Here is a 22,297-nt window from a genome sequence, read left to right as displayed (position 1 = left end):
GTGTCGGAGCCAGCCAGTCCGGGCTACACGCGGTGTTCGGCGAGTGCCTGCAGCGCGTAAGCCAAGTCCTGCGGGTACTCGCTTTCGTATTCAACCCACTCCCCGGTGCCGGGGTGATGGAAGCCAAGCTTTTTGGCATGCAGCCACTGCCGGGTCAGGCCCAGCGCTGCGGCAAGCTTCGGATCGGCACCGTAGGTCAGGTCGCCGGCGCAGGGATGCCGGAGCGCCGAGAAGTGAACGCGGATCTGGTGGGTCCGGCCGGTCTCCAGATGCACCTCGACCAAGGAAGCCTTGCCGAAGGCCTCGATGACCTCATAGTGGGTCAGCGAATGGCGTCCGTCCTCGACGACGGCGAACCGCCAGTCGAAGCCGGGGTGCCGGCCGATCGGCGCATCGATCGTTCCTTCCAGCGGGTCCGGCAGCCCCTGCACGAGTGCGTGATAGACCTTGTCCACCGTGCGGTCCTTGAACGCACGCTTCAGCAAGGTGTAACCGTGTTCGGTCTTGGCCACCACCATCACGCCGGATGTTCCCACGTCCAGGCGGTGGACGATCCCGGCACGCTCGGCGGCACCCGATGTCGAAATCCGGTAGCCGCGGGCAGCCAGCGCACCGACCACGGTGGGGCCCACCCACCCCGGCGACGGATGCGCTGCCACTCCCACCGGTTTGTCGATGACGACGAAATCGTCCTCGTCTCCGAGTATTTTCAACTCCTCAACCTCTTCCACCACGATGGCGAGCGGATCCCGCTGCTCCGGTACGACGATGCGCAGGCTCCCCTGGCCCGGGAGCTTCGCCGATTTGGCTATGGCACGGCCATCCAGTTCCACGCACTTGTCGCCGAACAATGCCGCGGCGGCCGTGCGGGACACGCCCAGCAGCGAGGCGACCACCGTGTCTGCCCGTTCACCGGCCGTCCCGCTGTCCAGCTCGACGACCCTGACGTCGTCAGTCACCGCTCTCCCCTGCTGGTTTGCCCCCGTCGAGCGGCTTGCCGTCCCCGTTGGATGTGCCGTCCGGGGTGGCCGTGCGGTCCCCGGTTTTGGCGGTCTGCCGGGTGCCGTCCATGCCAATTCCCATGAAAGTCAGCACACACCACAGGATGACCGCCCCGACGACGGCGGAGTCGGCGATGTTGAAGATCGCGAAGTTCGGGAAGGCGATGAAATCCACTACGTGGCCGAGGCCAAAAGCGGGTTCGCGGAACAGCCGGTCGGTCAGGTTGCCCAGCGCGCCACCCAGCAGGAAGCCGAGTGCCACGGACCACCACAGGGAGCGGACCTTGCGGGCGTAAACCAGGATCGCGATCGAAACGGCCGACATCACCAGGGTGAACACCCAGGTGTGGTCCTGGCCGATGGAGAACGCCGCGCCCGAGTTGCGAATGAAATGCCAGTGCAGCAGCGGCGGCAGCACCGGAGTGATCTGCCCCTCTGTCATGGTGGACACGACCCACCACTTGGTCAATTGGTCAAAGGCATAGGCGAAGGCCGCGCAACCGGCCAGCAGCAGGATGAAACGGGCTCTGCCCTTGCCTTGTCCGGCCGCGGCCGCCCCTTCGTTGGATCGATCAGCTGCCGGTGGAGTTTCTGACATGTCTCTCTTGTCTTCAGTGCCGTCCGGGCACCGATGCGGTGTGCAAAGGCAATGGCCGGCGGCAGGATGATCCCGGCGCCGGCCATGGGGTCCCTGTGGAACAGGGCCGTCAGTTACCTTCCGCGCTTACGCGTCGGCGCTGTCCTTGACCTCGGGAGCAGCGAAGGAACCACGGGCTTCCAGATCGCGAAGCTGGCCTTCGATGTAGGCCTTCAAACGGGCACGGTAGTCGCGCTCGAAACCACGCAGCTGCTCCAGCTTGCGCTCCAGCACGGCCTTCTGCTGCTCCAGGTTGCCCAGCGTCTTGCGGCTCTTTTCCTCGGCGTCGTTGACCAGGCTGCTGGCTTCCAACTGTGCCTCGGCAATGATCTTGTCCCGCTGCTCCACGCCGGCGGTGACGTACTCGTCGTGGAGCTTCTGGGCCATTGCCAGCACGCCGGCCGCCGACTCGGCGGTAGCGGAGCGGTCGGTCGCGGGAGTTGCGGCGGCGACCGGAGCCGGCTTCGGCTCTTCCTTCGCCTTGGGCTCGACCTTCGGTTCTTCCTTGACCTGTTCGCGGACCTGTTCGGTCTTCGGGGCGGCCGAGACCGGAGCCGGCACGGAGGCCTCCGGAGCCTGGCCCGACGTGGCTTCAGCCAGCTTCTTGCGAAGTTCGTCGTTCTCCTGGTTCAGCCGGCGCAGTTCAACGACGATCTCATCGAGAAAGTCGTCAACCTCATCCTGGTCATAGCCTTCGCGGAACTTAGTCGGCTGGAACCGCTTGTTGACAACGTCTTCTGGCGTCAAAGCCATCTGGTCACCTCATACTGGTTCGTGTGGGTCATGAATGCCACGTGCTGGATTCATAACAACGGTAGCGAATATCCCCGTGCAACGGACATCCGCCAGCTATATCTGAATCAGAATATATCGTTTCGGAGACGAACACTAACGCGCCCTCGGTCAGGCCAGACCCGCCACAACCGCCATGGCGATGGTTACGACGAGGAACAGCACCAGGAAGGCAAGATCGAGCGCGAATCCGCCGATCCGCAGCGGCGGAATGAGCCTGCGGAGGCCCTTCAGCGGCGGGTCGGTCACGGTGTAGATAACGGAAGCCGAGACCAGCGCGATGCCGCGCGGCCTCCAGCGGCGGGCGAAGGATTGCACGACTTCAAAAACGATGCGCACGATCAAGGTCAGCTGGAACAACATCAAGATCAGGTACAGCAGGACGAAAATGATGGACACGCCGGTTCCACGATTCCTAGCGCTAGAAGGATATTGACGGGCGGCACGCCGTGCGGGAAGTGCGGCTGGCTAGCTCTGGTTGAAGAAACTGGCCTGCTGGTCGCTGGACTTTCGGTCCTCACCCAACACTTCCACACTTGACGGCGAGAGCAGGAAAACCTTATTGGTTACCCGCTCAATGCTACCGTGCAGACCGAAAACCAGGCCGGCCGAGAAATCAACCAGGCGCTTGGCTTCTGCTTCGCCCATGTCCGTCACGTTCATGATCACCGGGATTCCGTCCCGGAAGCTCTCGCCAATAACCTTGGCGTCGTTGTAGGAGCGCGGGTGCACGGTGGTGATCTGATGCAGCACGGTGGCATCCTCGCGGGCGGACGGAGCGCGCTTGATCGGTGTCACCGGGGCCCGGTATTCCTCGGCAACCGGCTTCACCGGTGCCGCTGCAGGCTCCGCGCGGCGCTCCTGTCGGGGCTGGTCCACGGGCTGCTCCTCATCTCGCGCGGCCGTGTCCGGCTGCTCGGGTTCGTAGTGCTCGTCACCATCGGCGAGCCCAAGATAAATCATTGTCTTGCGCAGTGTGCCTGCCATGGTAGCTCCCATCCTGTCTTCAGCGCTGCTGTCTGCCTTGCGCGGCCCCGGTCATGAAGGTTCACGGACACGGGTTCCGGCAAAGAGCCTGCCTAGCCAAAACGCTACCGCACGGCCGGTCGTGGTCCGAGGACATCTGATCCGACACGGAGGTGTGTCGCGCCCGCGGCAACCGCTGCTTCAAGGTCCTGGCTCATCCCTGCCGAGACCATGACCGCCTCGGGATGCTCTTCCTGAAGCCGATGCGAGAGCTCCGCCAACCGGCCGAAGGCCCGGGCCGGGTCTGCGCCCAACGGCGCTACCGCCATCAGCCCGGCCGGGGCCAGCCCCTCGGCCTCCTGGAGGGCGTCGGCCAGCGCCCGGATCTCCCCGGGACGGGCACCGCCGCGGGCCGCCGTTCCGGCCGCCTGCGGCCGGTCCGACTCGTCAAGGTCCACCTGCATCAGGCAGCCGAGAGCCGCACGGGGCTCGAGCCCGGCAGCCTGCCGCCGTTCCTGCTCGGCCGCCATGGCTTTGCCCAGGGCCCGGACCAGCTGCGGCCGGTCCACCGAGTGGACCAGATCGGCGTACCGGACCACCGATTTGGCCTTGTTGGTCTGCAGTTGCCCGATGAAATGCCAGCGCAGCCCGCGGCCGGCCAGCTCCGCGGCCTTCGCGGCGGCTTCCTGATCCCGGTTCTCCCCGACGTCGGTCACCCCCAGTTCCTGCAGCAGCGCAACATCGGAGGCGGGGAAGAACTTCGTCACCACAATCAGTTCCGGCTCCGCCGGACGCCCGACGGCCGCCCGGGCGATCCGCGCCCGGACCCGTTCCAAGTTTGCTGAGAGTTCGGCCTTCCGGGAGTTGGTGCTCATGCGTCCTTCCAGACCAGGCCGGCGAGCCGGCCGGTGTGTTGATCCTGCCGGTAGGAGAACAACCGGCTTTCCTCCCGGGTGCAGCCAGGCACCCGGTGCGCTTCCACATCGAGTCCGACCAGTTCGGCGGTGGCCCCGGCGGCAAGATCGAGTGCCGGCGTACCCCAGGCGGTCCTCGCTGCCAGCTCGGGAATCCGGGCCACCGCGTCGGCCTGCATTTGCTCGGGCACCTCGTAGCAGGCTCCGCAGATGGACGGCCCGATCCAGGCCTGCAGTCCGTCGGCGCCCGCATCACTGAGTCCGGCCACCGCATTGGCCAGCACGCCGTCCAGCAGGCCGCGGCGGCCGGCATGTGCCACCGCGGTGGCGGCACCGCCGTCGGGCAGGGTCCCCACCAGCACCACCGGCAGGCAGTCCGCAACCATCACCGCCAGCGGCGACGCGCCGTCGGGACTCACCAGCGCATCGGCCGTCACCGCCGGCTCCGTCTGAGCCGGACGGCCGGCAGCCACGACGGCGGCCTCGGCCGAATGCACCTGGTTCATGAACCGCAGCGAACCGGCTGCCACCGGCAGGGCGCCCTCCAGCAGCTCACGCCGCCGGTGAACAGCGGCTGCGTCGTCCCCCACATGGAGGCCCAGATTGCCGGCTGACCGGTCGGTGAAAGCGACCCACACGCCGGTGTGGACCTGCTGCTTCCACCAGAACACTGCCGACCCCTTCTTGGACTGGTTACTTCAAGAAATCCGGAACATCCAGGTCGTCGATCCGGCCCGCGCTAAGGTCCGGCTCCACGATGGCCGGAAGGTCCATGTCGAAGCCGGCGTCGGCGGGAACCTGCGCGGACTGCGAAACCATGCCGCCGAAGCCATGCTCCACCGGCTGGGAAACCGGAACGGAGGGCTGCGCCGCGGGCACGGCGGGGGCACCGGCCGGCGCCACGGCAGGCTTCTGGCCCGGGGCAGCCGACGTGACATCCACCTGGTCGAAGCCGGCGGCGATGACGGTGACCCGGGCTTCGTCGCCGAGCGCATCGTCGATGACGGCGCCGAAGATGATGTTCGCCTCGGGGTGGGCGACTTCCTGCACCAGCCGCGCGGCCTCGTTGATTTCGAACAGGCCGAGATCCGACCCGCCCTGGATCGAGAGCAGCACGCCGTGCGCACCGTCGATGGAAGCTTCCAGCAGCGGGGACGCGATGGCCAGCTCGGCGGCCTTGACTGCACGGTCCTCGCCGCGGGCGGAGCCGATGCCCATCAGTGCCGAACCGGCTCCCTGCATCACGGACTTGACGTCAGCGAAGTCGAGGTTGATCAGGCCGGGCGTGGTAATCAGGTCGGTGATGCCCTGGACGCCGGAGAGCAGCACCTGGTCGGCGGACCGGAAGGCATCCAGCATGGAGACGTTGCGGTCGCTGATGGACAGCAGGCGGTCGTTCGGGATCACGATCAGGGTGTCCACTTCGTCGCGCAACGTTTCGATGCCGGTTTCGGCCTGGTTCGACCGGCGGCGGCCCTCGAACGTGAACGGCCGGGTGACGACGCCGATGGTCAGCGCGCCGAGTGAACGGGCGATCCGGGCCACCACGGGCGCGCCGCCGGTACCGGTACCGCCGCCTTCGCCGGCCGTCACAAAGACCATGTCCGCCCCGCGCAGGACTTCCTCGATCTCTTCGGCATGATCTTCGGCGGCCTTGCGGCCCACCTCCGGGTCGGCTCCGGCGCCCAGTCCGCGGGTGAGCTCACGTCCGACGTCGAGCTTCACGTCGGCGTCGCTCATCAACAGTGCCTGAGCATCGGTGTTGATGGCGATGAACTCCACGCCGCGGAGCCCCACCTCGATCATCCGGTTGACGGCATTCACGCCACCGCCGCCGATGCCGACGACTTTGATGACGGCCAAGTAATTCTGCGGTGCTGCCACGTCCTGTGTCCCTTGCTCGAGTCTGCACTGATCAGTTCTGCCGAAGCGGGCGGGTCCCCGGTCCGGTAGTTTCACCTGAACCTTAACCCTCAACTTGAAGGTTAGAGTTATGTCAAGTAGTTCCTATCCGAGACGCTAGACGGAAGGCCGGGCCGGCACAATGACCGGGCTCCGCGTGTCGCGCGATCGCCGGCTGTTGCGTTTCGCTGCCGGCCGCCACGGGTCTCAACGGGTCACCGGACGCGTGGGGGTGCTCACATCGATGACGCTTGCCTTGCCCTTGACGCCCTTTGCCTGCAACAGCGCCTCCAGCACGGTGGCTTTGAGCTCCTGCTGTCCCGCGTTTCCCCACAGCACCTTTTGGCCGTTGACCAGCTGGAGTTCCACCGAGTCCACCGACCGGGCCGAGGCATGGTCTAGCTGTTTCAGCACGGCCGGCTGGAGGGCGCCGAGCACGCCGGTGATAGAGGCGAAGACGTCGGGATCCTCGGCCGCCTTCGCGCCGTCGATCAACGGCAGTTTCGCCTCGCTGCGCTTGCGGACCGAGGCCAGCGCCCTCCCCGATTCGTCGATCAGCACGAATTTCTTGCCGTCCTTCAGCACGGCAACGGGTGTGTGCTCGATGATCCTCACGTGCAGTTCCGAGGGCGGCTTGGCAACGACTTCCACCGACTCGACCGCCGGGAAGTGGTCTACGTGGGCAGCCACTTCCCGTTCCCCAACGCGCGCCAGGGGGATTCCCTTCAACGGCTCCAACGCCTCACTCAGCGTCGCGGAATCCGTGAGTTTGGCCCCCTCCACGGTGATGGTTTTCACCGCCAGTGCCGGCGACAGGAAGATGACGGACATCAACACGGCAAGGAGCACGACGACGATGCCGGCCGCGATCAGCAATCGGCGCCGGGTCTTGCGTCGGGCCGGTTCCGGGAAGCTGACCACCGTGGCATCGGCTCCCCCGCCGCCTGACGGGTGCGGCGGACCGGGCCGCGGGCTGCGCCAACGCGCCAACCAGCCCGCCGGCGCGCCGCGCTGGGGCGTCGATGCGGGTGCGGACTTTCCTGCGCTGGCTGCGGGTGCGCCGGTGCCGTGTTCGGGCCGGTGGGTGCCGGCGGCGGACGTGGTGGCCCCCGTCCGCCGCGGTGCTGCCCCGGTCCCCGGCGCGTCGGCAGTCCCGGACCTGGCGGCGGTGCCGGACCTGGCGGCGGTGCCGGATGCCGGCGCCGGCAGTGCCGTCACTCTTTTGTAGGTGATCCGCACCCCCGCCCCCGGGCCGTCCGCCGTCGTGCTTTCGGGTCCGGGCGGCCGCCCGGCGGCTTCCGGTGCCGGCGCCGCGTCGTCCGCCCGGCCGGCCGGGGCAGCGGGACGGGCCGCCGGAGTGCGTGGCTTGCGCGGACTCATTGCACGGCCGTGGAGGCCTGCTCCAGGGCCTCGACCAGGACGGGGCCGTATTGGGTCACGTCGCCGGCGCCGACGGTCAGCACGATGTCGCCGGGCCGTGAGCGGGCAACGATGTCCGCGACGGCGCGGTCCGGGTCCGGTGCATAGCTGCCGGAAGGCAACCGGTTGGTGATCAGTTCACTGGTGACGCCCGGGATCGGATCTTCACGCGCCGCATAGATGTCCAGGATGGCGGCCGAATCGGCCAACTGCAGCGCCTGGGCAAATTCCGCGGCGAACTCCCGGGTACGCGAGAACAGATGAGGTTGGAAGAGCACATGCACCGCATGTCCGGCGGCAACTTTCCGCGCGGCGGTCAGGGCGGCGTGGACCTCGGTGGGATGGTGGGCGTAGTCATCGAACACGCGGACCCCGGCTGCAGCGCCCTTGGCTTCGAATCTCCTGGCTGCCCCGGTGAATCCGGCCAGTCCCTCGGCTGCGGTGGCGGGATCGATACCCTGCGTGATGGCCACCGCGACGGCCGCAGCCGCGTTGCGGATGTTGTGCTCGCCGGGTACTTGGAGCCGCAGCGTGCAGCTGCCGCCCGGGTAGTCGATCCGGCTGGCGCTGCCGGAGCCGGCGAACTCGCTGTCGGCGATGCGCAGCTCGGCGTCCACCGCGTAGCCGTAGCCAAGCACCCGGCATGCGGCGCCGGACGCTGTCACCCGCTCCGCCAAGGCGCGGGCGCCGTCGTCGTCGAGGCAGACCACCAGCGTGCCGTCGGTGGGAAGCAGTGCCGCGAACTGGTCGAAGGAGGCGTAGACGGCTTCGGCGGACCCGTAGTGGTCCAGGTGGTCGGCCTCCACATTGGTCACGACAATGACCTGGGGCCGGTAGTTGAGGAAAGAGGCGTCGGATTCGTCCGCTTCGGCGACAAACAGGTCGCCGTCCCCGTGCGCGGCGTTGACGCCGAGCGCCGCCACATCGCCGCCGATGGCGAACGAGGGCTCGCGCCCGGCGGCCTGCAGCATCACCGTGGCCATGGCCGTGGTGGTGGTCTTGCCGTGGGTGCCGCCGACGGCGATCAGCCGCTTTCCCTCCATGGCGGCGGAGAGCGCCACCGAACGGTGCACAATGTTCAGGCCGGCGGCAACCGCAGCCTGCAGTTCGGGGTTCTCCGGCCGGATGGCGGTGGAGACGACCACCGTGTCCGCGCCGCCAACATGGCCTGCCTCATGGCCCACGAAGACCGTGGCGCCGAGCGCCTCCAGTTGCCGCAGCACGGCCGAGTCACGCGCATCCGAACCGGACACCGGCACGCCGCGGGCCAGCAGGATCCGGGCGATGGCCGACATCCCGGCACCGCCGAGTCCGATGAAGTGCACCGCGCCGAGCTCGCCGAACGGCAGCCGGGCCGTGGTGTGGAAATCAGTGGCTTTCATCGGTGCTCCTCCCCCATTGCCTCGAGCACTAATTGTGCCATTCGCGCGTCCGCATCTCTGATCCCCAGAACGTGCGCCGCTTCCGACATCTGCTCCAGCCGTGCCGGATTCTTCAACAGCGGCACCAGTTCGTCCGTCACCCAGCGCGCGCTGAAGTCCCCGTCCCGGACCAGCACTGCGCCGCCTGCCTCCACCAGGGAAGCGGCGTTCAGGGCCTGTTCGCCGTTCCCGTGCGGCAGCGGCACCAGCACGGACGGCAAGCCGACGGCGGCGACTTCGCACACCGTGGCCGCACCGGCGCGCGCCAACAGCAGGTCGGCCGCGGCGTAGACGTCCTGCATGCCGTCCACATACTCCACCTGGTGGTAGCCGGGAGAGCTGAGCAGCTGCCCCTCGGCATCCCGCAGCGCCTTGTTTCGGCCGGTGATGTGCAGCACCTGGATTCCGGCTGCCGCGAGGTCCGGCAGCGCGGCGGCGATGGTCCGGTTGATGCTGAGTGCACCCGATGAACCGCCGGTGACGATCAGCGTCGGCTGCTCCAGCGCCAGCCCCAGCCTTTGGCGGGCGGCGCTGCGGGACGCCTGCCGGTCCAAGGTGGCAATTTCCCGGCGCATCGGCATCCCTACCCAGTGCGCTCCTGGGAGCTGGGTGTCCTTGAACGCCACCGCCACCCGCTCGGCCAGCCGGGCCCCCACCCGGTTGGCCAGGCCGGGCCTGGCGTTGGCTTCATGGATCACGATCGGTACCCGGCGCAGCCTGGCCGCGATGTACATGGGCGTGCTGACATACCCGCCCACACCCACCACGACGTCGGCCTTCGCGCCGTCGATAATGCCGGTGGCCTGGCGCACCGCCGCGGCGAATTTGAACGGCAGCTTGAGCAGGTCGAGTGACGGCCGGCGCGGCAGCGGCACCCGCCCGATGGTGGCCAGTTGGTAGCCGGCCGCGGGCACCAGCCGGGTCTCCATGCCGGCGGCGGTGCCGACGGCGAGGATGCGGGCCGCGGGGGCCGCTTCGACCACGGCCCCGGCGATGGCCAGCAGCGGGCTGACGTGCCCAGCGGTGCCGCCGCCGGCCAGGACCACAGAGGGATCGGAAGTGTTCATGGTGTAGCTGGGTTACCTTCTGCTCGGCTTGTGGTGGGTGGTTCAGCGGGTGCCGGCGGACGTTGTCTGCCGCAGCCGGCTGATCAGTCCTCCCGGCTTCTTCCGGCCGGGTGCCCCGGTCCGGGCAAAGGACAAGAGTACACCGACGGCTGCGAGCGTCACGGTCAGCGCGGAACCGCCGTAGGAGATGAACGGCAGCGGCACGCCGATCACCGGCAGCAGGCCGGTGACCACCGCAATATTCACGAAGGCCTGGCCGATGATCCAGACCATGATGGATCCGGCGAAGATCCGAACGAACAAGGACTCCTGGCGCATCACCGTGCGCACCAGCGCGATGGCCAGGACGCCGAACAGGGCCAGGATGACCATGGTGCCGAGCAGCCCTAATTCTTCGCCGATGATGGCGAAGATGTAGTCGTTGTGGGCTTCCGGAATCCAGTTGTACTTCTGTCGGCTTTGGCCCAGGCCCACGCCCCACCAGCCCCCAGAGGCCAGCGCGAAGAGCCCGTTGCAGGACTGCATGTTGAGCCCCGTGGTGGTTTCACAGCCCTGGTCGGTCCACATCAGGATGCGGCCCATCCGGTTGGGGCTGACCACTACCAGCAGCAGCACCAGCGCCGTAGCGCCAAGACCGGCGATGCCAAAGAGCTTCAACGGCGCTCCGGCAAAGAACAGTCCGCCGGCAATGATCAGCATCAGGATCATCGCGGTGCCCAGGTCATTGCCGGCCAGCACCGGTCCGACAATCAGGATGGCACCGGGCAGCACCACCGGGACGACCAGGTGCTTCCAGTTGCCCAGCAGCCGTTCTTTGGCTGCCAGGACGGCAGCCATCCAGAGGCACATGCCCAGCTTGGCGACTTCCGAGGGCTGCAAAGACGTCCCGCCGGGCAACGTGATCCAGTTGCGGTTGCCGCCGACGGACTCGCCGAGCGGGGTGAAAACCAGCAGCAGCAGGATGACCGACAGAGCGAGGCCCGGCCAGGCCAGCCTTCGGTAGGTGGCCGGCTTCCATCGCGAGAGGATCAGCATCGCGGTGACGCCGAGGCCGGCGAAAATCGCCTGCCGCATGAACAGGCTGAACGGCGAGTTGTCGTCAGCGATGGATTCGACCGCAGACGAGGAGAGCACCATCAGCAGGCCGATGGCGGTCAAGGCGAGGGCTGAGCCGAGGATCAGGTAGTAGCTGGCGCCGCTGGACTGCGTTCCCGTGCCCTGGATCCGGTCCAGCAAGACGGTGCCGCGTTCGCGCAGCTGCCGGAGCTTGGCCGCAGGGGCATCTTTTGTCCGGGCGGTGCCGGTTTCGCGGACGACGCCGGGGTCGGACGTCCGGCTTCCGCTGCGGGTGCCGCTGCTGGCCATTACTGCTCCTTGGTCGACGGTGCCTGCCCTTCCCCGAACCGGCGGACGGCTTCCATGAACGCGTTGCCGCGGTGCGCGTAGGACGTGAACTGGTCCATCGACGCGGCAGCCGGGGCCATCAGCACGGTGTCCCCGTCGGCGGCTATGCCGGCTGCAGCTTCCACCGCTGCCGCCATCACGCTCTCCCCGGCGAGGCTGCCCGAGGTCGGGGTCCTGTCTTCAGTTTCCTCCGGCGGGACGTCGATGACCGGAACATCCGGTGCGTGTCGCTGCAACGAGGCGAGCAGGGACGAGTTGTCCGTCCCGATCAGCACGACGGCTTTCAGCCTGCGCGCGTGGTCCGCGATCAACTCGTCGTAGTTGACGCCCTTGGACAATCCGCCGGCGATCCACACCACCGAGGAAAAGGACGCGAGCGAGGCCGAAGCAGCGTGCGGGTTGGTGGCTTTGGAGTCGTTGACCCAGAGCACCCCGGCCTGTTCCAGGACCTTTTGGATCCGGTGCGATCCCGGATCAAACCGCCGCAGTCCTTCGCGCACCGCGGCCGGTTCCACGCCGTAGGCCAGGACCAGGGCGGCGGCTGCCAGCGCGTTGGCCACCTGGTGCCGCGGCGCCATGTCGCCCAGATCGGCCAGGCTGGCCAACTCGGCCGCGGAGTCGCGGCGTTCTTGGATGTAGGCGCGGTCCACTAGGAGGTTCTCCACCACGCCGACCATGCTCACCGCCGGCATGCCGGTGGTGAATCCGATCGCCCGGCAGCCTTCGACGACGTCGGCCGCTTCGACCATCTCCTCGGTTTCGCGCTGCTCGGCGTTGTAGACGCACGCGATCCTGGTCCGCTCATAGATCTTGGCCTTGTCGGCCAGGTACGCGGCGTAGGACCCGTGCCAGTCCACGTGGTCTTCGGCCACGTTCAGCACCACGGAAGCCAGCGGGGACATGCTGTGGGTCCAGTGCAGCTGGAAGCTGGAGAGTTCCACGGCGATCACGTCGTAGCCGATCGGATCGCGCACGGCATCCAGGATGGGAGTGCCCACGTTGCCGGCGGCGATGGCGCGCAACCCGGCCGCCTGCAACATGGATTCGGCCATGCCCACTGTGGTGGTCTTGCCATTGGTGCCGGTAATGGCCAGCCAATCGGCTGTGCGACGCCCGGCGCGTTCGCGCACCCGCCAGGCCAGTTCAACGTCGCCCCAAATGGGGATACCCGCGTCCGCGGCGGCGGCCAGCAGCGGTGTCTGCGGGCTCCAGCCCGGCGAGGTGACCACCAGTTCGGCAGGTTCGCCGCCGACGTCGGGCAGGGCGCTGCCGTGCTCGGCACCGAGCAGCACCTCCCGCGCGCCGACAATCTTCAAGGTGTCGGCCTTGGCCCGGTTTTCCTTCGTGTCGCGGCCATCGACGACCACCACGGCGGCGCCCAGTTCGATCAGCGTGTCGGCAGCGGAGAAACCCGACAGTCCGATGCCGGCGACCACCACGCGCAGTCCGGCCCAGTCCGCGTCCCAGGATGTCAGCCCATCGAGACGGTTCACGATCCCAGCACCCATTCTGCGTAGAAGATACCCAGCGCGGCCGCCACGCAGAGCCCGGCGATGATCCAAAAGCGCACCACGACGGTGACTTCGGCCCAGCCCTTGAGCTCGAAGTGGTGCTGCAGCGGAGCCATCTTGAAGACCCGTTTGCCGCCGCTGAGCTTGAAGAACGCTACCTGGATGATCACGGAGAGCGAGATGATGACGAACAGCCCGGCCATGACCACCAGCAGCAACTCGCTGCGGGACAGGATGGCGAAGCCGGCAATGGCGCCGCCGATGGCCAGCGAACCGGTGTCGCCCATGAAGATCTTGGCGGGCGAGGTGTTCCACCACAGGAACCCGATCAGCGCCCCGGCCAGCGCACCGGCGAGCAACGCCAGGTCCAGCGGGTCGCGTACTTCGTAGCAGGCCTCACCGGGCACCTTGACGGAGCCGCAGCTCTGGTTGAACTGCCAGATGCCCATCAGCATGTAGGCGCCGCAGACCATCACCGAGGCGCCCGCCGCGAGGCCGTCCAGCCCGTCGGTCAGGTTCACGCCGTTGGTGGCCGCGGTGACAATGATGTTGGACCAGATGATGAACAGGATGGTACCGAGGACCGTGCCGCCAAAGGCAAGGTCGAGCCAGGGAATGTCGCGGGTGAAGGAGATGTTCAGCGACGCCGGTGTGCGGCCCAGGCTGTCCGGAAAGTTCAGCGCCAGTACGGCAAAAAGGATGCCTACAAGGCCCTGCAGCACGATCTTCGCCCAGGCCCTGAGTCCGAGGCTGCGTTGCTTGGAGATCTTGATGAAGTCGTCCAAAAAACCCACCAGGCCCATCCCGGCCATCAGCAGCAGCAGCACGCCGCCGGAGGCCGTGGGACCCTGGTGTGCGCCCCCATTGATCAGCCACATGCCCAGGTGGGTGGCGAAATAGGCCACCACCACGGTGGCCACAATGACCACGCCGCCCATGGTGGGCGTTCCGCGCTTGGTGTGGTGCGCCGTCGGGCCGTCGTCGCGGATGAACTGGCCGTAGCCCTTTTTCACCAGCAGCTTGATGAACAAGGGCGTCCCGAGCAGGGCCAGGACCAGCGCCAGGGCAGAACCGATCAGCAGGGCTATCACTGCGCCTGGCCTTCCTGTTGAGTTTCGGGACCGCGCACTGCAGCCGCCGCGGGATCGTCCGACGACGGGCTTCCTAATGCTACCCGGTCGCCCAGATGCCGCAGTCCGGCCCCGTTGGAGGACTTGAACAGCACCAGATCGCCCGGCTCCAGCTGCTCTTCGAGCACACGGTAGGCCTCATCGGGGGTGGCGACCCACATCGATTCATTGCCCCAGGAGCCTTCCATCACGGCTCCGGTGTGCATGGCCCTGGCGCCAGTGCCGACCACGATCAGGCGCGAGATGTTCAGCCGGACCACGATCCGGCCGATCGCGTCGTGCTCGTGAACGGAGTCTTCGCCCAGTTCCAGCATCTCGCCGAGCACGGCCCAGGTGCGGCGGCCGCGGCCCAGTTCGGCCAGCGTGCGCAGCGCCGCCCGCATGGATTCCGGGTTGGCGTTGTAGGCATCGTTGATCACCGTCACGCCGTCCGGCCGTTCGGTCCGTTCCATCCGCCAGCGGCTGGCCGGCCCGCGCCCGCTCAGGCCGGCGGCGATGGTTTCCGCGGGCACGCCCAGTGCCCAGGCGGCGCCGGCGGCAGCGAGCAGGTTCGTCACATGGTGGATGCCGATCAGACCGGACGTGACCGGGTGCTCGGTGTCGTCCGGGAAGCACAGCGTGAATTCGGGGTGGCCGGCCTCGTTGATGTGGGTTCCGCGGGCCCTCAGCAGCTGTGCGGTAGTACCGGCGGGCAGGCTGAAACCGTCGTCGGAGCTGAAGTAGAGCACCTGGGCGCCGGTGCGGGCGGCCATCGCCTTGACCCGGGGATCGTCGGCGTTGAGCACGGCGGTTCCGCTGGCGGGCAGTGCCTCGGCCAGCTCGCCCTTGGCGATGGCAATGTTGTCCACGCCGCCGAATTCCCCGGCGTGGGCGCTGCCGACGCCCAGCACGACGCCGATGCCCGGCTTGACCATGTCGGCCAGGTACTCGATGTGGCCGATGCCTGTGGCTCCCATTTCCACCACCAGGTAGCGGGTGTCGTAGTCCGCGGAGAAGACCGTCAGCGGTACGCCCACCTCGCCGTTGTAGGAGCCGATCGGCGCCACGGTCGGCGCCACCAGGCCCAGGATGCCGGCCAGCAGGTCCTTGGTAGTGGTCTTGCCGGCGCTGCCGGTGATGCCCACGACCTCGAGCCCGGAGGCGGCACGCAGCCGGGCGACGATGGCCGCGGCGATGGCGCCCATGGCCAGCACGGCATCGGCCACAACGATCTGCGGCAACACACGGCCCGAGGCATCGGAAACTTCCCGTTCGGTCAACGCGAGCACTGCGCCGGCTTCGAACGCGGTGGCGACGTAGAAGTGGCCGTCTGCGGTCTCGCCCGGCTTGGCCACGAACAGGCCGCCGGGCTCGATCTCGCGGGAATCTGTGGTGGCGGAACTCACGGTGATCCCGGCGGTCTCCCCCGTGCCGGTGACCGGCTCCCCAATGACCCGTCCGCCCGTTATCGCCGCAATATCGGCTGCAGTTAGTTCAATCATGACGATCTAGGACTCTACCGCCTTCGGGGAGAGCAGTCCGAATCCGTGCCGGTGCAGCGCCTCGCGCAGTTCCACCCGGTCATCGAGGGCCAGGTTCTCCCCGTTGACCTCCTGCCAGACCTCATGTCCGCGGCCGGCAACCAGCACCGTGTCCGACGGCGCAGCCATGGCCACGGCCCGCTCGATGGCCTCGGCGCGCGGGAAAACCTCGACGATGTCGGCCGGCAACTGTTCGTTGTCGGCAGCGGCCCGGGCGCCGGCCAGCACATCGGCGCGAATCTGCGCCGCGTCTTCGCCGTGCGGGTCGTCGTCGCTGATGATGACCACGTCGGCCAGCCGGGCGGCGATGGCCCCCATCAGCGGGCGCTTGGTCTGGTCGCGCTCTCCGGTGGCGCCGAACACCACAATCACCCGGGCGCCGGGTTCGGGACGCCGGACCGAGGCCAGCGTCCGCTCCAGTGCGTCCGGATTGTGCGCGAAATCGACAATGGCGGCCGGGTTCTCACTGATCAGCTGCATCCGGCCGGGCACCTCGACGGTCAGCGGGTCCGCGCCGTCCAGCGCCTCCTGCAGCCGCGCCGGATCGGTCCCGGATGCCAACACCATCAGCACGGCGAGGGAGGCGTTTGAAATGTTGAAGGTGCCCGGCAGGCCGGTGTGCAGCCGCAGCACCTCGCCGTCGGGGCCGTGCAGCTCGAACCGGTGCCCCAGTCCTTCGCGGACCACGCTTCGGACGCTCCAGTCGGCGCTGCTTCCGTCCGTGGCCAGCGTTGTGGTCTGGACTCCGGCGGCCCGCGCCCGGTCGGCGAGCCGGCGGCCCCAGTCGTCGTCGACGCAGACCACCGCCTTGCGGGCCCGTTCCGGGTCGAAGAGGCGGGCCTTGGTGTCGAAGTACTCGTCCATGCTGCCGTGCAGGTCCAGATGGTCCTGGGTGAGGTTGGTGAAGCCGGCGACGTCGAACCGGACGGCATCCACCCGCCGGTAGGAAATGGCGTGCGAAGAGACTTCCATCGCTGCAGCGTCCAGTTCCCGTTCGCGCATCAGCGCCAACAGGCCGTGCACTTCGGGCGATTCCGGCGTGGTCAAGGCGCTGGGAATCGCTTCGGAGCCCGCCTTGATCTCGATGGTGCCGATCAGTCCGCTGCTCAGTCCCAGCGCCGCCAGCAGGGAATTGATGAAGTAGGTGGTGGTGGTCTTGCCGTTGGTCCCGGTCACGCCGAACAGCGTGGGTGCCGCGCCGCCCTCGGGCTGGCTGCGGTAGATGGCTGCCGCCAACGGGCCCACGAGGGCACGCAGGTCAGCGGACCGCAGCACCGGCAGTCCCGGGGCATCGCCGGCGGCCAGCCGGGCGCCGTCGTCGTCAGTCAAGATGGCGGCGGCACCGGCCGCCTCCGCCTGCGCGGCGAAGCCGGCGCCGTGCCGACGCGCCCCGGGCAGGCCGATGTACAGGTCCCCGTGCTCCACCGAGCGTGAATCGATGGTGATGCCGGTGAAGGCCAGTTCGTCGGTAGCCGGGCCGCCTTCCGGTACCGGAAGGCCGCGGCGCTGCAGCATGCTGCGCAGCTCCGCCAGTCGGACCGGCCTGACCGTTTGGGGCCGCAGGGGCGAGGCGGACCGGTGGGGCTGGTCGGCGGTGGAACTCACATATTCTCCAGGTTGGCTCATTCCAGCGGCAGGTCGACCCGTTTGCTGGTGGACGGCGGCACGTTGTAGGCATTGAGGACCTGGGTCATGACCTTCTTGAACGTCGGTCCGGCGGTCAGCGTCAGCACGCCGCCCTGCGGCCGCTGGATGGTCGCGACGACGACGAACTCCGGGTCCTCCATCGGGGCGATGCCGGCCATCGAGATGGTGTAGCCGCTGAACCCCCCGCTGGCGGAGGGCGCTTCCGCAGTTCCGGTCTTGACCCCGATCCGGTAGTCCTCAATATTACCGGCCTTGCCGCTGTGGTACTTCGGGTTGGTCTCCAACATGTCCTGCACTTGGTTGGCGGTCTTCTTGGAGACGGCCCGGCTGCCCTTCTCCACCGGCACCTCGTGCACGGTGCCGTCCGGGTCGATGTAGGCGTCGATCAGCCGCGGCTGCATCAGCACGCCGTTGTTGGCGATGGTGCCAAACGCGACTGCGGTGTGCAGCGCGGTCTGCGCCAGGCCCTGGCCGAACATAACGGTGAACTCCTGCCGGCCGTCCCACGTCTCGGGTGGTGCCAGCAGGCCGCTGGTGGCGCCGTGGATGCCGATGTCGAAGCTTTGCCCGATGCCGAACTTCCGCAGGTAGTCATACCGCTGCTGCCTGGTCAGCTGCTGGCTGATCATGGTGGTCCCGGTATTCAGCGACTGGGCGAAGATGCCGGCCGTGGTGCGCGTCAGCGTACCGTGCGGTGTGGCGTCCTGGAAGGTCTGGCCGTTGACCGTGTACTTGGGCGGGATCGTGTACCGCGACGCCGGCGTGGTGATCCCCTCTTCGATCGCGGCTGCCATGGTGATCATCTTGGTGGTTGAGCCGGGCTCGAAGGACCGCGTCACCGCCATCGACTGGCGGTCGCCGTCGGGGGTGGCGCCGGGGTCGTTGGGATCCACCGTGGTGGAGTCGGCCAGCGCGATCAGATCGCCGGTCTTGGCATTGAGCACGACGACGGTGCCGTATTCGGCCCCGTAATCCTTGACGGTCTCCGCGATGACTTCCTGCGCGTACCACTGGATATCCGTATTGAGGGTGAGGCGGACGCTCCGGCCATCGACGGCCGGGACTTCTTCATTGGTTCCCACCGGAATGCGGATGCCATCGGCGCCGATTTCGTAGGTCCTGGAGCCGGGCGTCCCGGAGAGAACGTCGTTCTGGGACGCCTCGATGCCTTCGAGCGGCACGCCGTCCGAGCGCATGAATCCGACCACGGAACCTGCCACGGCACCGGCCGGGTAGTTGCGGACGGTGGTTTCGCGGGCCGACAGTCCGGGGAAAGCCAGGTCTTCGATCTTTTGCTGTACTTCCGGGGTGACGGATTTGGCCACGTAGTTAAAGGGCTTGTCGCCGGTGACAGCTCTGGTGACGGTCTTTGTGTCCTGTCCCAGGATGCCGGCCAGTTCCGCGATGGCGTCGGCGATCTTGATGTCTTCGGATTCCTGGCCGATCGGATCGAACCTGGTGTAGTCCTCCACCAGCCGCTGGTCCACCACGATGTCGAACCGCTGGACGCTGCGGGCCAGCACCTTGTTGTTGGCGTCGACGATTTCACCGCGCAGAGCCGGCAGTTCCACCGTGCGAAGGCGCTTGTCCACTGCAGCCTGCGCCATGCCGGCGGTGTCCAATCCCTGCAGCTGGAACAAACGGGCCCCGAGAATGACCAACAGGACCAGCACTATGGCGAGTCCGGCCCGGAGCCGCCGGGTGGCCCGCGCCGTTCGGTCGGGGTGCTGCTGGTGGGCCGTCGGTGCTGCCACAGGTACCTCGTTTGCGTCGCCGGACAGTTACTGCCCTGTCCGTTGCTTCGGTGCCGGGATGCTGCCGCCGTTGAGCTGCTTCCCCTCGCCCTTCTGTGCCGCCTTCTTCTCTGCCGTGTTCTGCTGGGCCGTCTTCGCCGCCGCCTCGGCCGCGGCCGCGGACTGGGCAGCAGGCTTTGCGGCTACGGCGTCGCTGCTCTTCTTCGCTGTCTCATGCTTTGCCGCCGGCTGGTGGCCGGGGTTTTCCGGCTGCGCCACCAACAGCTCCGGCGCTGCGCCCGGTTCCGCCGCTTTCGGTTTTCCGGAAACTTTCTGGCTTCCCAGATCGATAGACCCTACCGACGGCGACGTCACCATTCCCAAGTCTGCCGCCTTCGCGGCCAGATTCTGCGGAGCCTGGTTGTTTTCCAGTTGCTGTGTCAGTTTTTCGTTGGCTTGGGCCAGGGACACCTGCTCGTTGCGCAACTCCACCAGTTTGTACTGCCCGCTGGAGACCGAGATGTTGAGCACCAACACGCTGCCGAGGGCCAGCACCAGGACGGTGAAGCAGAACAGTGCGAACGGTACGCGCTTGCGGGCCGGGCCGGTGGGAACGACTGACAGAGGCGTACGCCGGGGGGCTTGCCTGGGCGAGGCGCCCGGCCGGCCGGCCGGAGCCGCGCTGCCGTGCACGTACTGCTGCTGGTCGGGACGGGCTGCGTGGGCACTGGCACTCATTGTGCGCTCCTGTTCCGGATCCGTTCTACCGCCCGCAGTTTGGCGGACGCCGCGCGCGGGTTCTCTTCGATTTCTGCTGCCGTGGGTACTTCGGTGCCCTTGGTCAAGGTCTTCAACTGCGGTTTGTGTTCTTCCAGTTCAACGGGGAATCCACGCGGGGCGGACGACTTCGAGAGCCGTCCGAAAACCGATTTCGTGATCTTGTCCTCGAGCGAGTGGTAGGACATCACCACAATGCGTCCGCCGAGAGCCAGCACGTCGATGGCGGCGGGCAACGCCCGCTCAAGCACATCCAACTCTTCATTGACTTCGATGCGCAGCGCCTGGAAAGTTCGTTTGGCCGGGTGGCCGCCGGTCCTGGCTGCGGCGGCCGGCACCACCTTGCGGATGGCCTCCACGAGCTCACCCGTGGTGGTCAGCGGGGCGGCGTCACGGGCGGCAACAATGCTGGCCGCGATGCGGCCGGCGAACTTTTCCTCGCCCCAGCGCCGGATGATGCGCACCAGGTCTGCCTCGGTGTAGGTATTGACCACGTCTGCGGCCGTCATGCCCCTGCTGGTATCCATCCGCATGTCCAAGGGAGCATCGTAGGAGTAGGCAAAGCCGCGGTCCCGCTCGTCCAACTGGAGCGAGGAGACACCCAGATCGAACAGGGCACCGTCTATTTGTCCGATGCCCAGGTCCTCGACCGCGTCGGCGATCTCGTCGTACACGGCGTGGACCAGGTCGGTGCGCTCGGCGAACGGCCGAAGCCGTGCTCCAGCAAGTGCCAGCGCTTGCTCGTCGCGGTCGATGCCGACCAAATGCAACTGCGGAAAACGCTGCAGCATGGCCTCCGAATGTCCGCCCATGCCAAGGGTGGCGTCGACCACCACGGCCCGGCCGCGTTCCTCGATGGCGCGTTCGATGGCAGGGGCAAGCAGGTTGATGCAGCGGTCGCGGAGCACCGGGACGTGGCGCTCACCGGCCGGCCGCTCGCTGTTCATCCTCGATGCCCTCTTTCCTGCTGCTGTCTGTCTCGTCCGGCGGGCTGGCTGGCCCTGGAGGCTTTAAGGCCGAAGGTCCTTGGACCAGATCCCCATCCGCGCCTGGCCTGCCCCGCCTGGCTCCGGGGAAGTGAGCCAGGTTGAACCTGCCGGGCGGCTGGAGATCTCATCCAAGAACTTCCGTGCCGCATGTTGTGTTGTGGTACCGGGTCAGAAGACTCCGGGCAATACGTCTTCGTCTGTTTCGGAGAAGGCGGTTTCCTGCTCCAGGAGGTAGTTGTCCCAAGCCTGGGCGTCCCAGATCTCCGCACGGGTACCCGCGCCGATCACTGCCAGTTCCCTGCCCAGTCCTGCATAGCTTCGCAGCGCCGCCGGGATGGTGACTCGGCCCTGCTTGTCAGGTACTTCGTCAGAGGCTCCGGACAGAAAGACTCGAATGTAGTCACGGGCCTGACGGGAAGATATCGGAGCTTTCCGCATCTCCTCGTGGACCCGTTCGAATTCCTTCTGGCTGAAGACGTAGATGCAACGCTCCTGGCCCCTCGTCAGGACGAGACCGTCGGCAAGTTCATCGCGGAACTTTGCGGGAAGTATCAGCCGCCCCTTCTCGTCCAACCGCGGCGAATGTGTCCCGAGGAACATCGCCACCGCCTTGCCGATTGGAGGAGACCGTCGACCCCCTGCGTCACCACTACCCTCTTATGTCCTCCACTTTACTCCACATCACGCCACAGTCAACTGTTTTGACCCTGTTTTGTAGCTGGAAATGTTTGGCGCTCTCCGCGGTACGGCAAGGAAGTTCGGGGGTGGAGCGAAGTGGAGGGGCGGTGGAGGGCTGGAGCGCCCCGGGAGCGTGAAACTGTTTGCGCACCATGCGCAGGGCGACTGCGCGGGCCGCAGGGGGGTGAAAAGGAGCGAACTGGCGCCACATGGGCCCCTTAAACACGAAAAGACCCGTTGTTCAACGGGCCTTAGCTTCGTGCCGAGCGGCGCTCAGATGCCGGGTGGAGCAAAGTGGACCAGCGCAGCGGCTGTTCCTGACGGGGTCTGCCGGTTATCGGTCTTCGCCGTGATGGCGTTCGTCCCACCGTTCTTCCAGGTTGGCCATGAAGCCGCCTTTCGACGAGGACGACTGCTTGTTTCCGGTTGACCGCGACGACCCCGCCCCGGCCCGCCGTGTGGTGGCCCAGTAAACTCCGGCGCCCATAATGACGAAGCCCAGGACCCCGACCGCAATGATCTGGCTGAGGATGCCGGTGAGCAAGACCAGAATGCCGGCAATCGCGACGAGGGAACCCACGACGATGTGGCGCGTCGATAACGATCGGCCGCTGGCCGATTCCATGTGGCTGGCAAACTTCGGGTCTTCAGCATGCAGCTGTTGCTCGAGTTGATCCAGCAGCCGCTGCTCATGCTCTGAGAGTGGCATCTGAGCCTCCTTTATTCCAGTCCCCCGAGGGCTGACTCAGTCGTTCAACGAACCCCGCGGGACAAGAGTTCCTGACACCT

Annotated in this window: 21 protein-coding genes; all 21 read right to left on the bottom strand. The window is 67.2% G+C overall.

The genetic code is table 11. The features are described 5' to 3' along the window. Positions 1-23 precede the first annotated feature (23 nt). Positions 24-959: an RluA family pseudouridine synthase gene (locus AC5RW2_RS26265; protein ID WP_493950167.1), complete on the bottom strand. Its 936-nt coding sequence runs from the start codon at positions 957-959 to the stop codon at positions 24-26. Beyond that, positions 952-1,599, bottom strand: coding sequence for a signal peptidase II (gene lspA, locus AC5RW2_RS26260; protein WP_493961796.1), 648 nt, complete (start codon positions 1,597-1,599; stop codon positions 952-954). Before lspA ends, AC5RW2_RS26265 begins: the two co-directional genes overlap by 8 nt. A 126-nt stretch (positions 1,600-1,725) precedes the next feature. Continuing rightward, the gene (locus AC5RW2_RS26255; protein WP_493961795.1) at positions 1,726-2,391 is read right to left on the bottom strand and encodes a DivIVA domain-containing protein; all 666 of its coding nucleotides are present in this window, start codon (positions 2,389-2,391) and stop codon (positions 1,726-1,728) included. A 150-nt stretch (positions 2,392-2,541) separates the two neighbouring features. Continuing rightward, entirely contained in the window at positions 2,542-2,829 is a 288-nt protein-coding gene (locus AC5RW2_RS26250) for a YggT family protein (RefSeq protein ID WP_493950164.1), read from the bottom strand. Between the two features lie 69 nt (positions 2,830-2,898). Then, complete coding sequence (locus tag AC5RW2_RS26245; protein ID WP_493950163.1) at positions 2,899-3,417, bottom strand: cell division protein SepF; 519 nt, start codon at positions 3,415-3,417, stop codon at positions 2,899-2,901. Between the two features lie 104 nt (positions 3,418-3,521). Further along, positions 3,522-4,271, bottom strand: coding sequence for a YggS family pyridoxal phosphate-dependent enzyme (locus AC5RW2_RS26240; protein ID WP_493950162.1), 750 nt, complete (start codon positions 4,269-4,271; stop codon positions 3,522-3,524). Then, the gene (locus tag AC5RW2_RS26235; RefSeq protein ID WP_493961794.1) at positions 4,268-4,981 is read right to left on the bottom strand and encodes a purine nucleoside phosphorylase YfiH/LACC1 family protein; all 714 of its coding nucleotides are present in this window, start codon (positions 4,979-4,981) and stop codon (positions 4,268-4,270) included. The genes AC5RW2_RS26240 and AC5RW2_RS26235 overlap by 4 nt, the downstream gene beginning before the upstream one ends. Positions 4,982-5,003: 22 nt before the next feature. After that, positions 5,004-6,194, bottom strand: coding sequence for a cell division protein FtsZ (ftsZ, locus tag AC5RW2_RS26230; protein WP_493961793.1), 1,191 nt, complete (start codon positions 6,192-6,194; stop codon positions 5,004-5,006). A gap of 225 nt (positions 6,195-6,419) precedes the next feature. Next, positions 6,420-7,592, bottom strand: coding sequence for a cell division protein FtsQ/DivIB (locus AC5RW2_RS26225; RefSeq protein ID WP_493961792.1), 1,173 nt, complete (start codon positions 7,590-7,592; stop codon positions 6,420-6,422). Further along, the gene (gene murC / locus AC5RW2_RS26220; RefSeq protein WP_493961791.1) at positions 7,589-9,013 is read right to left on the bottom strand and encodes a UDP-N-acetylmuramate--L-alanine ligase; all 1,425 of its coding nucleotides are present in this window, start codon (positions 9,011-9,013) and stop codon (positions 7,589-7,591) included. The genes AC5RW2_RS26225 and murC overlap by 4 nt, the downstream gene beginning before the upstream one ends. After that, the gene (gene murG, locus AC5RW2_RS26215; RefSeq protein ID WP_493961790.1) at positions 9,010-10,119 is read right to left on the bottom strand and encodes an undecaprenyldiphospho-muramoylpentapeptide beta-N-acetylglucosaminyltransferase; all 1,110 of its coding nucleotides are present in this window, start codon (positions 10,117-10,119) and stop codon (positions 9,010-9,012) included. The genes murC and murG overlap by 4 nt, the downstream gene beginning before the upstream one ends. A 42-nt stretch (positions 10,120-10,161) precedes the next feature. Continuing rightward, the gene (gene ftsW / locus AC5RW2_RS26210) at positions 10,162-11,484 is read right to left on the bottom strand and encodes a putative lipid II flippase FtsW (RefSeq protein WP_493961789.1); all 1,323 of its coding nucleotides are present in this window, start codon (positions 11,482-11,484) and stop codon (positions 10,162-10,164) included. Continuing rightward, a complete protein-coding gene (murD, locus tag AC5RW2_RS26205) occupies positions 11,484-13,016 on the bottom strand; it encodes a UDP-N-acetylmuramoyl-L-alanine--D-glutamate ligase (protein ID WP_493961788.1) in 1,533 nt (510 codons plus the stop codon). The genes ftsW and murD overlap by 1 nt, the downstream gene beginning before the upstream one ends. After that, positions 13,013-14,125, bottom strand: a complete 1,113-nt coding sequence (gene mraY / locus AC5RW2_RS26200) for a phospho-N-acetylmuramoyl-pentapeptide-transferase (RefSeq protein ID WP_493961787.1) — start codon at positions 14,123-14,125, stop codon at positions 13,013-13,015. The genes murD and mraY overlap by 4 nt, the downstream gene beginning before the upstream one ends. Continuing rightward, positions 14,122-15,645: a UDP-N-acetylmuramoyl-tripeptide--D-alanyl-D-alanine ligase gene (locus AC5RW2_RS26195; protein WP_493961786.1), complete on the bottom strand. Its 1,524-nt coding sequence runs from the start codon at positions 15,643-15,645 to the stop codon at positions 14,122-14,124. Before AC5RW2_RS26195 ends, mraY begins: the two co-directional genes overlap by 4 nt. Positions 15,646-15,651: 6 nt before the next feature. After that, on the bottom strand, positions 15,652-17,310 hold the full coding sequence (locus tag AC5RW2_RS26190; protein ID WP_493961785.1) for a UDP-N-acetylmuramoyl-L-alanyl-D-glutamate--2,6-diaminopimelate ligase: 1,659 nt from the start codon (positions 17,308-17,310) through the stop codon (positions 15,652-15,654). Beyond that, positions 17,307-19,085 carry a peptidoglycan D,D-transpeptidase FtsI family protein gene (locus AC5RW2_RS26185; protein WP_493961784.1) on the bottom strand — a complete coding sequence of 593 codons (1,779 nt, stop codon included), beginning with the start codon at positions 19,083-19,085 and terminating at the stop codon, positions 17,307-17,309. Before AC5RW2_RS26185 ends, AC5RW2_RS26190 begins: the two co-directional genes overlap by 4 nt. Positions 19,086-19,112: 27 nt before the next feature. Continuing rightward, positions 19,113-19,802, bottom strand: coding sequence for a cell division protein FtsL (gene ftsL / locus AC5RW2_RS26180; RefSeq protein ID WP_493961783.1), 690 nt, complete (start codon positions 19,800-19,802; stop codon positions 19,113-19,115). Then, positions 19,799-20,788, bottom strand: coding sequence for a 16S rRNA (cytosine(1402)-N(4))-methyltransferase RsmH (rsmH, locus tag AC5RW2_RS26175; protein ID WP_493950149.1), 990 nt, complete (start codon positions 20,786-20,788; stop codon positions 19,799-19,801). Before rsmH ends, ftsL begins: the two co-directional genes overlap by 4 nt. Before the next feature lie 210 nt (positions 20,789-20,998). Beyond that, positions 20,999-21,430: a division/cell wall cluster transcriptional repressor MraZ gene (mraZ, locus tag AC5RW2_RS26170; protein ID WP_127514456.1), complete on the bottom strand. Its 432-nt coding sequence runs from the start codon at positions 21,428-21,430 to the stop codon at positions 20,999-21,001. A gap of 412 nt (positions 21,431-21,842) precedes the next feature. Then, positions 21,843-22,217, bottom strand: a complete 375-nt coding sequence (locus tag AC5RW2_RS26165; protein ID WP_493950148.1) for an SCO2097 family morphological protein — start codon at positions 22,215-22,217, stop codon at positions 21,843-21,845. Positions 22,218-22,297: the final 80 nt, after the last annotated feature.

The sequence above is a fragment of the Arthrobacter sp. B0316-1-20 genome (assembly GCF_059091865.1).
The sequence above is the reverse complement of the archived record's forward strand: the minus strand, read 5'-3'. Positions and strand labels throughout refer to the sequence as shown.

What these genes read in the sequence shown, in the direction of transcription:
- lspA (WP_493961796.1), bottom strand. Translation starts at nt 1,599, where the DNA reads ATGTCAGAAACTCCACCGGCAGCTGATCGATCCAACGAAGGGGCGGCC.
- AC5RW2_RS26255 (WP_493961795.1), bottom strand. Translation starts at nt 2,391, where the DNA reads ATGGCTTTGACGCCAGAAGACGTTGTCAACAAGCGGTTCCAGCCGACT.
- AC5RW2_RS26245 (WP_493950163.1), bottom strand. Translation starts at nt 3,417, where the DNA reads ATGGCAGGCACACTGCGCAAGACAATGATTTATCTTGGGCTCGCCGAT.
- AC5RW2_RS26240 (WP_493950162.1), bottom strand. Translation starts at nt 4,271, where the DNA reads ATGAGCACCAACTCCCGGAAGGCCGAACTCTCAGCAAACTTGGAACGG.
- AC5RW2_RS26225 (WP_493961792.1), bottom strand. Translation starts at nt 7,592, where the DNA reads ATGAGTCCGCGCAAGCCACGCACTCCGGCGGCCCGTCCCGCTGCCCCG.
- murC (WP_493961791.1), bottom strand. Translation starts at nt 9,013, where the DNA reads ATGAAAGCCACTGATTTCCACACCACGGCCCGGCTGCCGTTCGGCGAG.
- murG (WP_493961790.1), bottom strand. Translation starts at nt 10,119, where the DNA reads ATGAACACTTCCGATCCCTCTGTGGTCCTGGCCGGCGGCGGCACCGCT.
- ftsW (WP_493961789.1), bottom strand. Translation starts at nt 11,484, where the DNA reads ATGGCCAGCAGCGGCACCCGCAGCGGAAGCCGGACGTCCGACCCCGGC.
- AC5RW2_RS26195 (WP_493961786.1), bottom strand. Translation starts at nt 15,645, where the DNA reads ATGATTGAACTAACTGCAGCCGATATTGCGGCGATAACGGGCGGACGG.
- AC5RW2_RS26190 (WP_493961785.1), bottom strand. Translation starts at nt 17,310, where the DNA reads ATGAGCCAACCTGGAGAATATGTGAGTTCCACCGCCGACCAGCCCCAC.
- ftsL (WP_493961783.1), bottom strand. Translation starts at nt 19,802, where the DNA reads ATGAGTGCCAGTGCCCACGCAGCCCGTCCCGACCAGCAGCAGTACGTG.
- rsmH (WP_493950149.1), bottom strand. Translation starts at nt 20,788, where the DNA reads ATGAACAGCGAGCGGCCGGCCGGTGAGCGCCACGTCCCGGTGCTCCGC.
- mraZ (WP_127514456.1), bottom strand. Translation starts at nt 21,430, where the DNA reads ATGTTCCTCGGGACACATTCGCCGCGGTTGGACGAGAAGGGGCGGCTG.
- AC5RW2_RS26165 (WP_493950148.1), bottom strand. Translation starts at nt 22,217, where the DNA reads ATGCCACTCTCAGAGCATGAGCAGCGGCTGCTGGATCAACTCGAGCAA.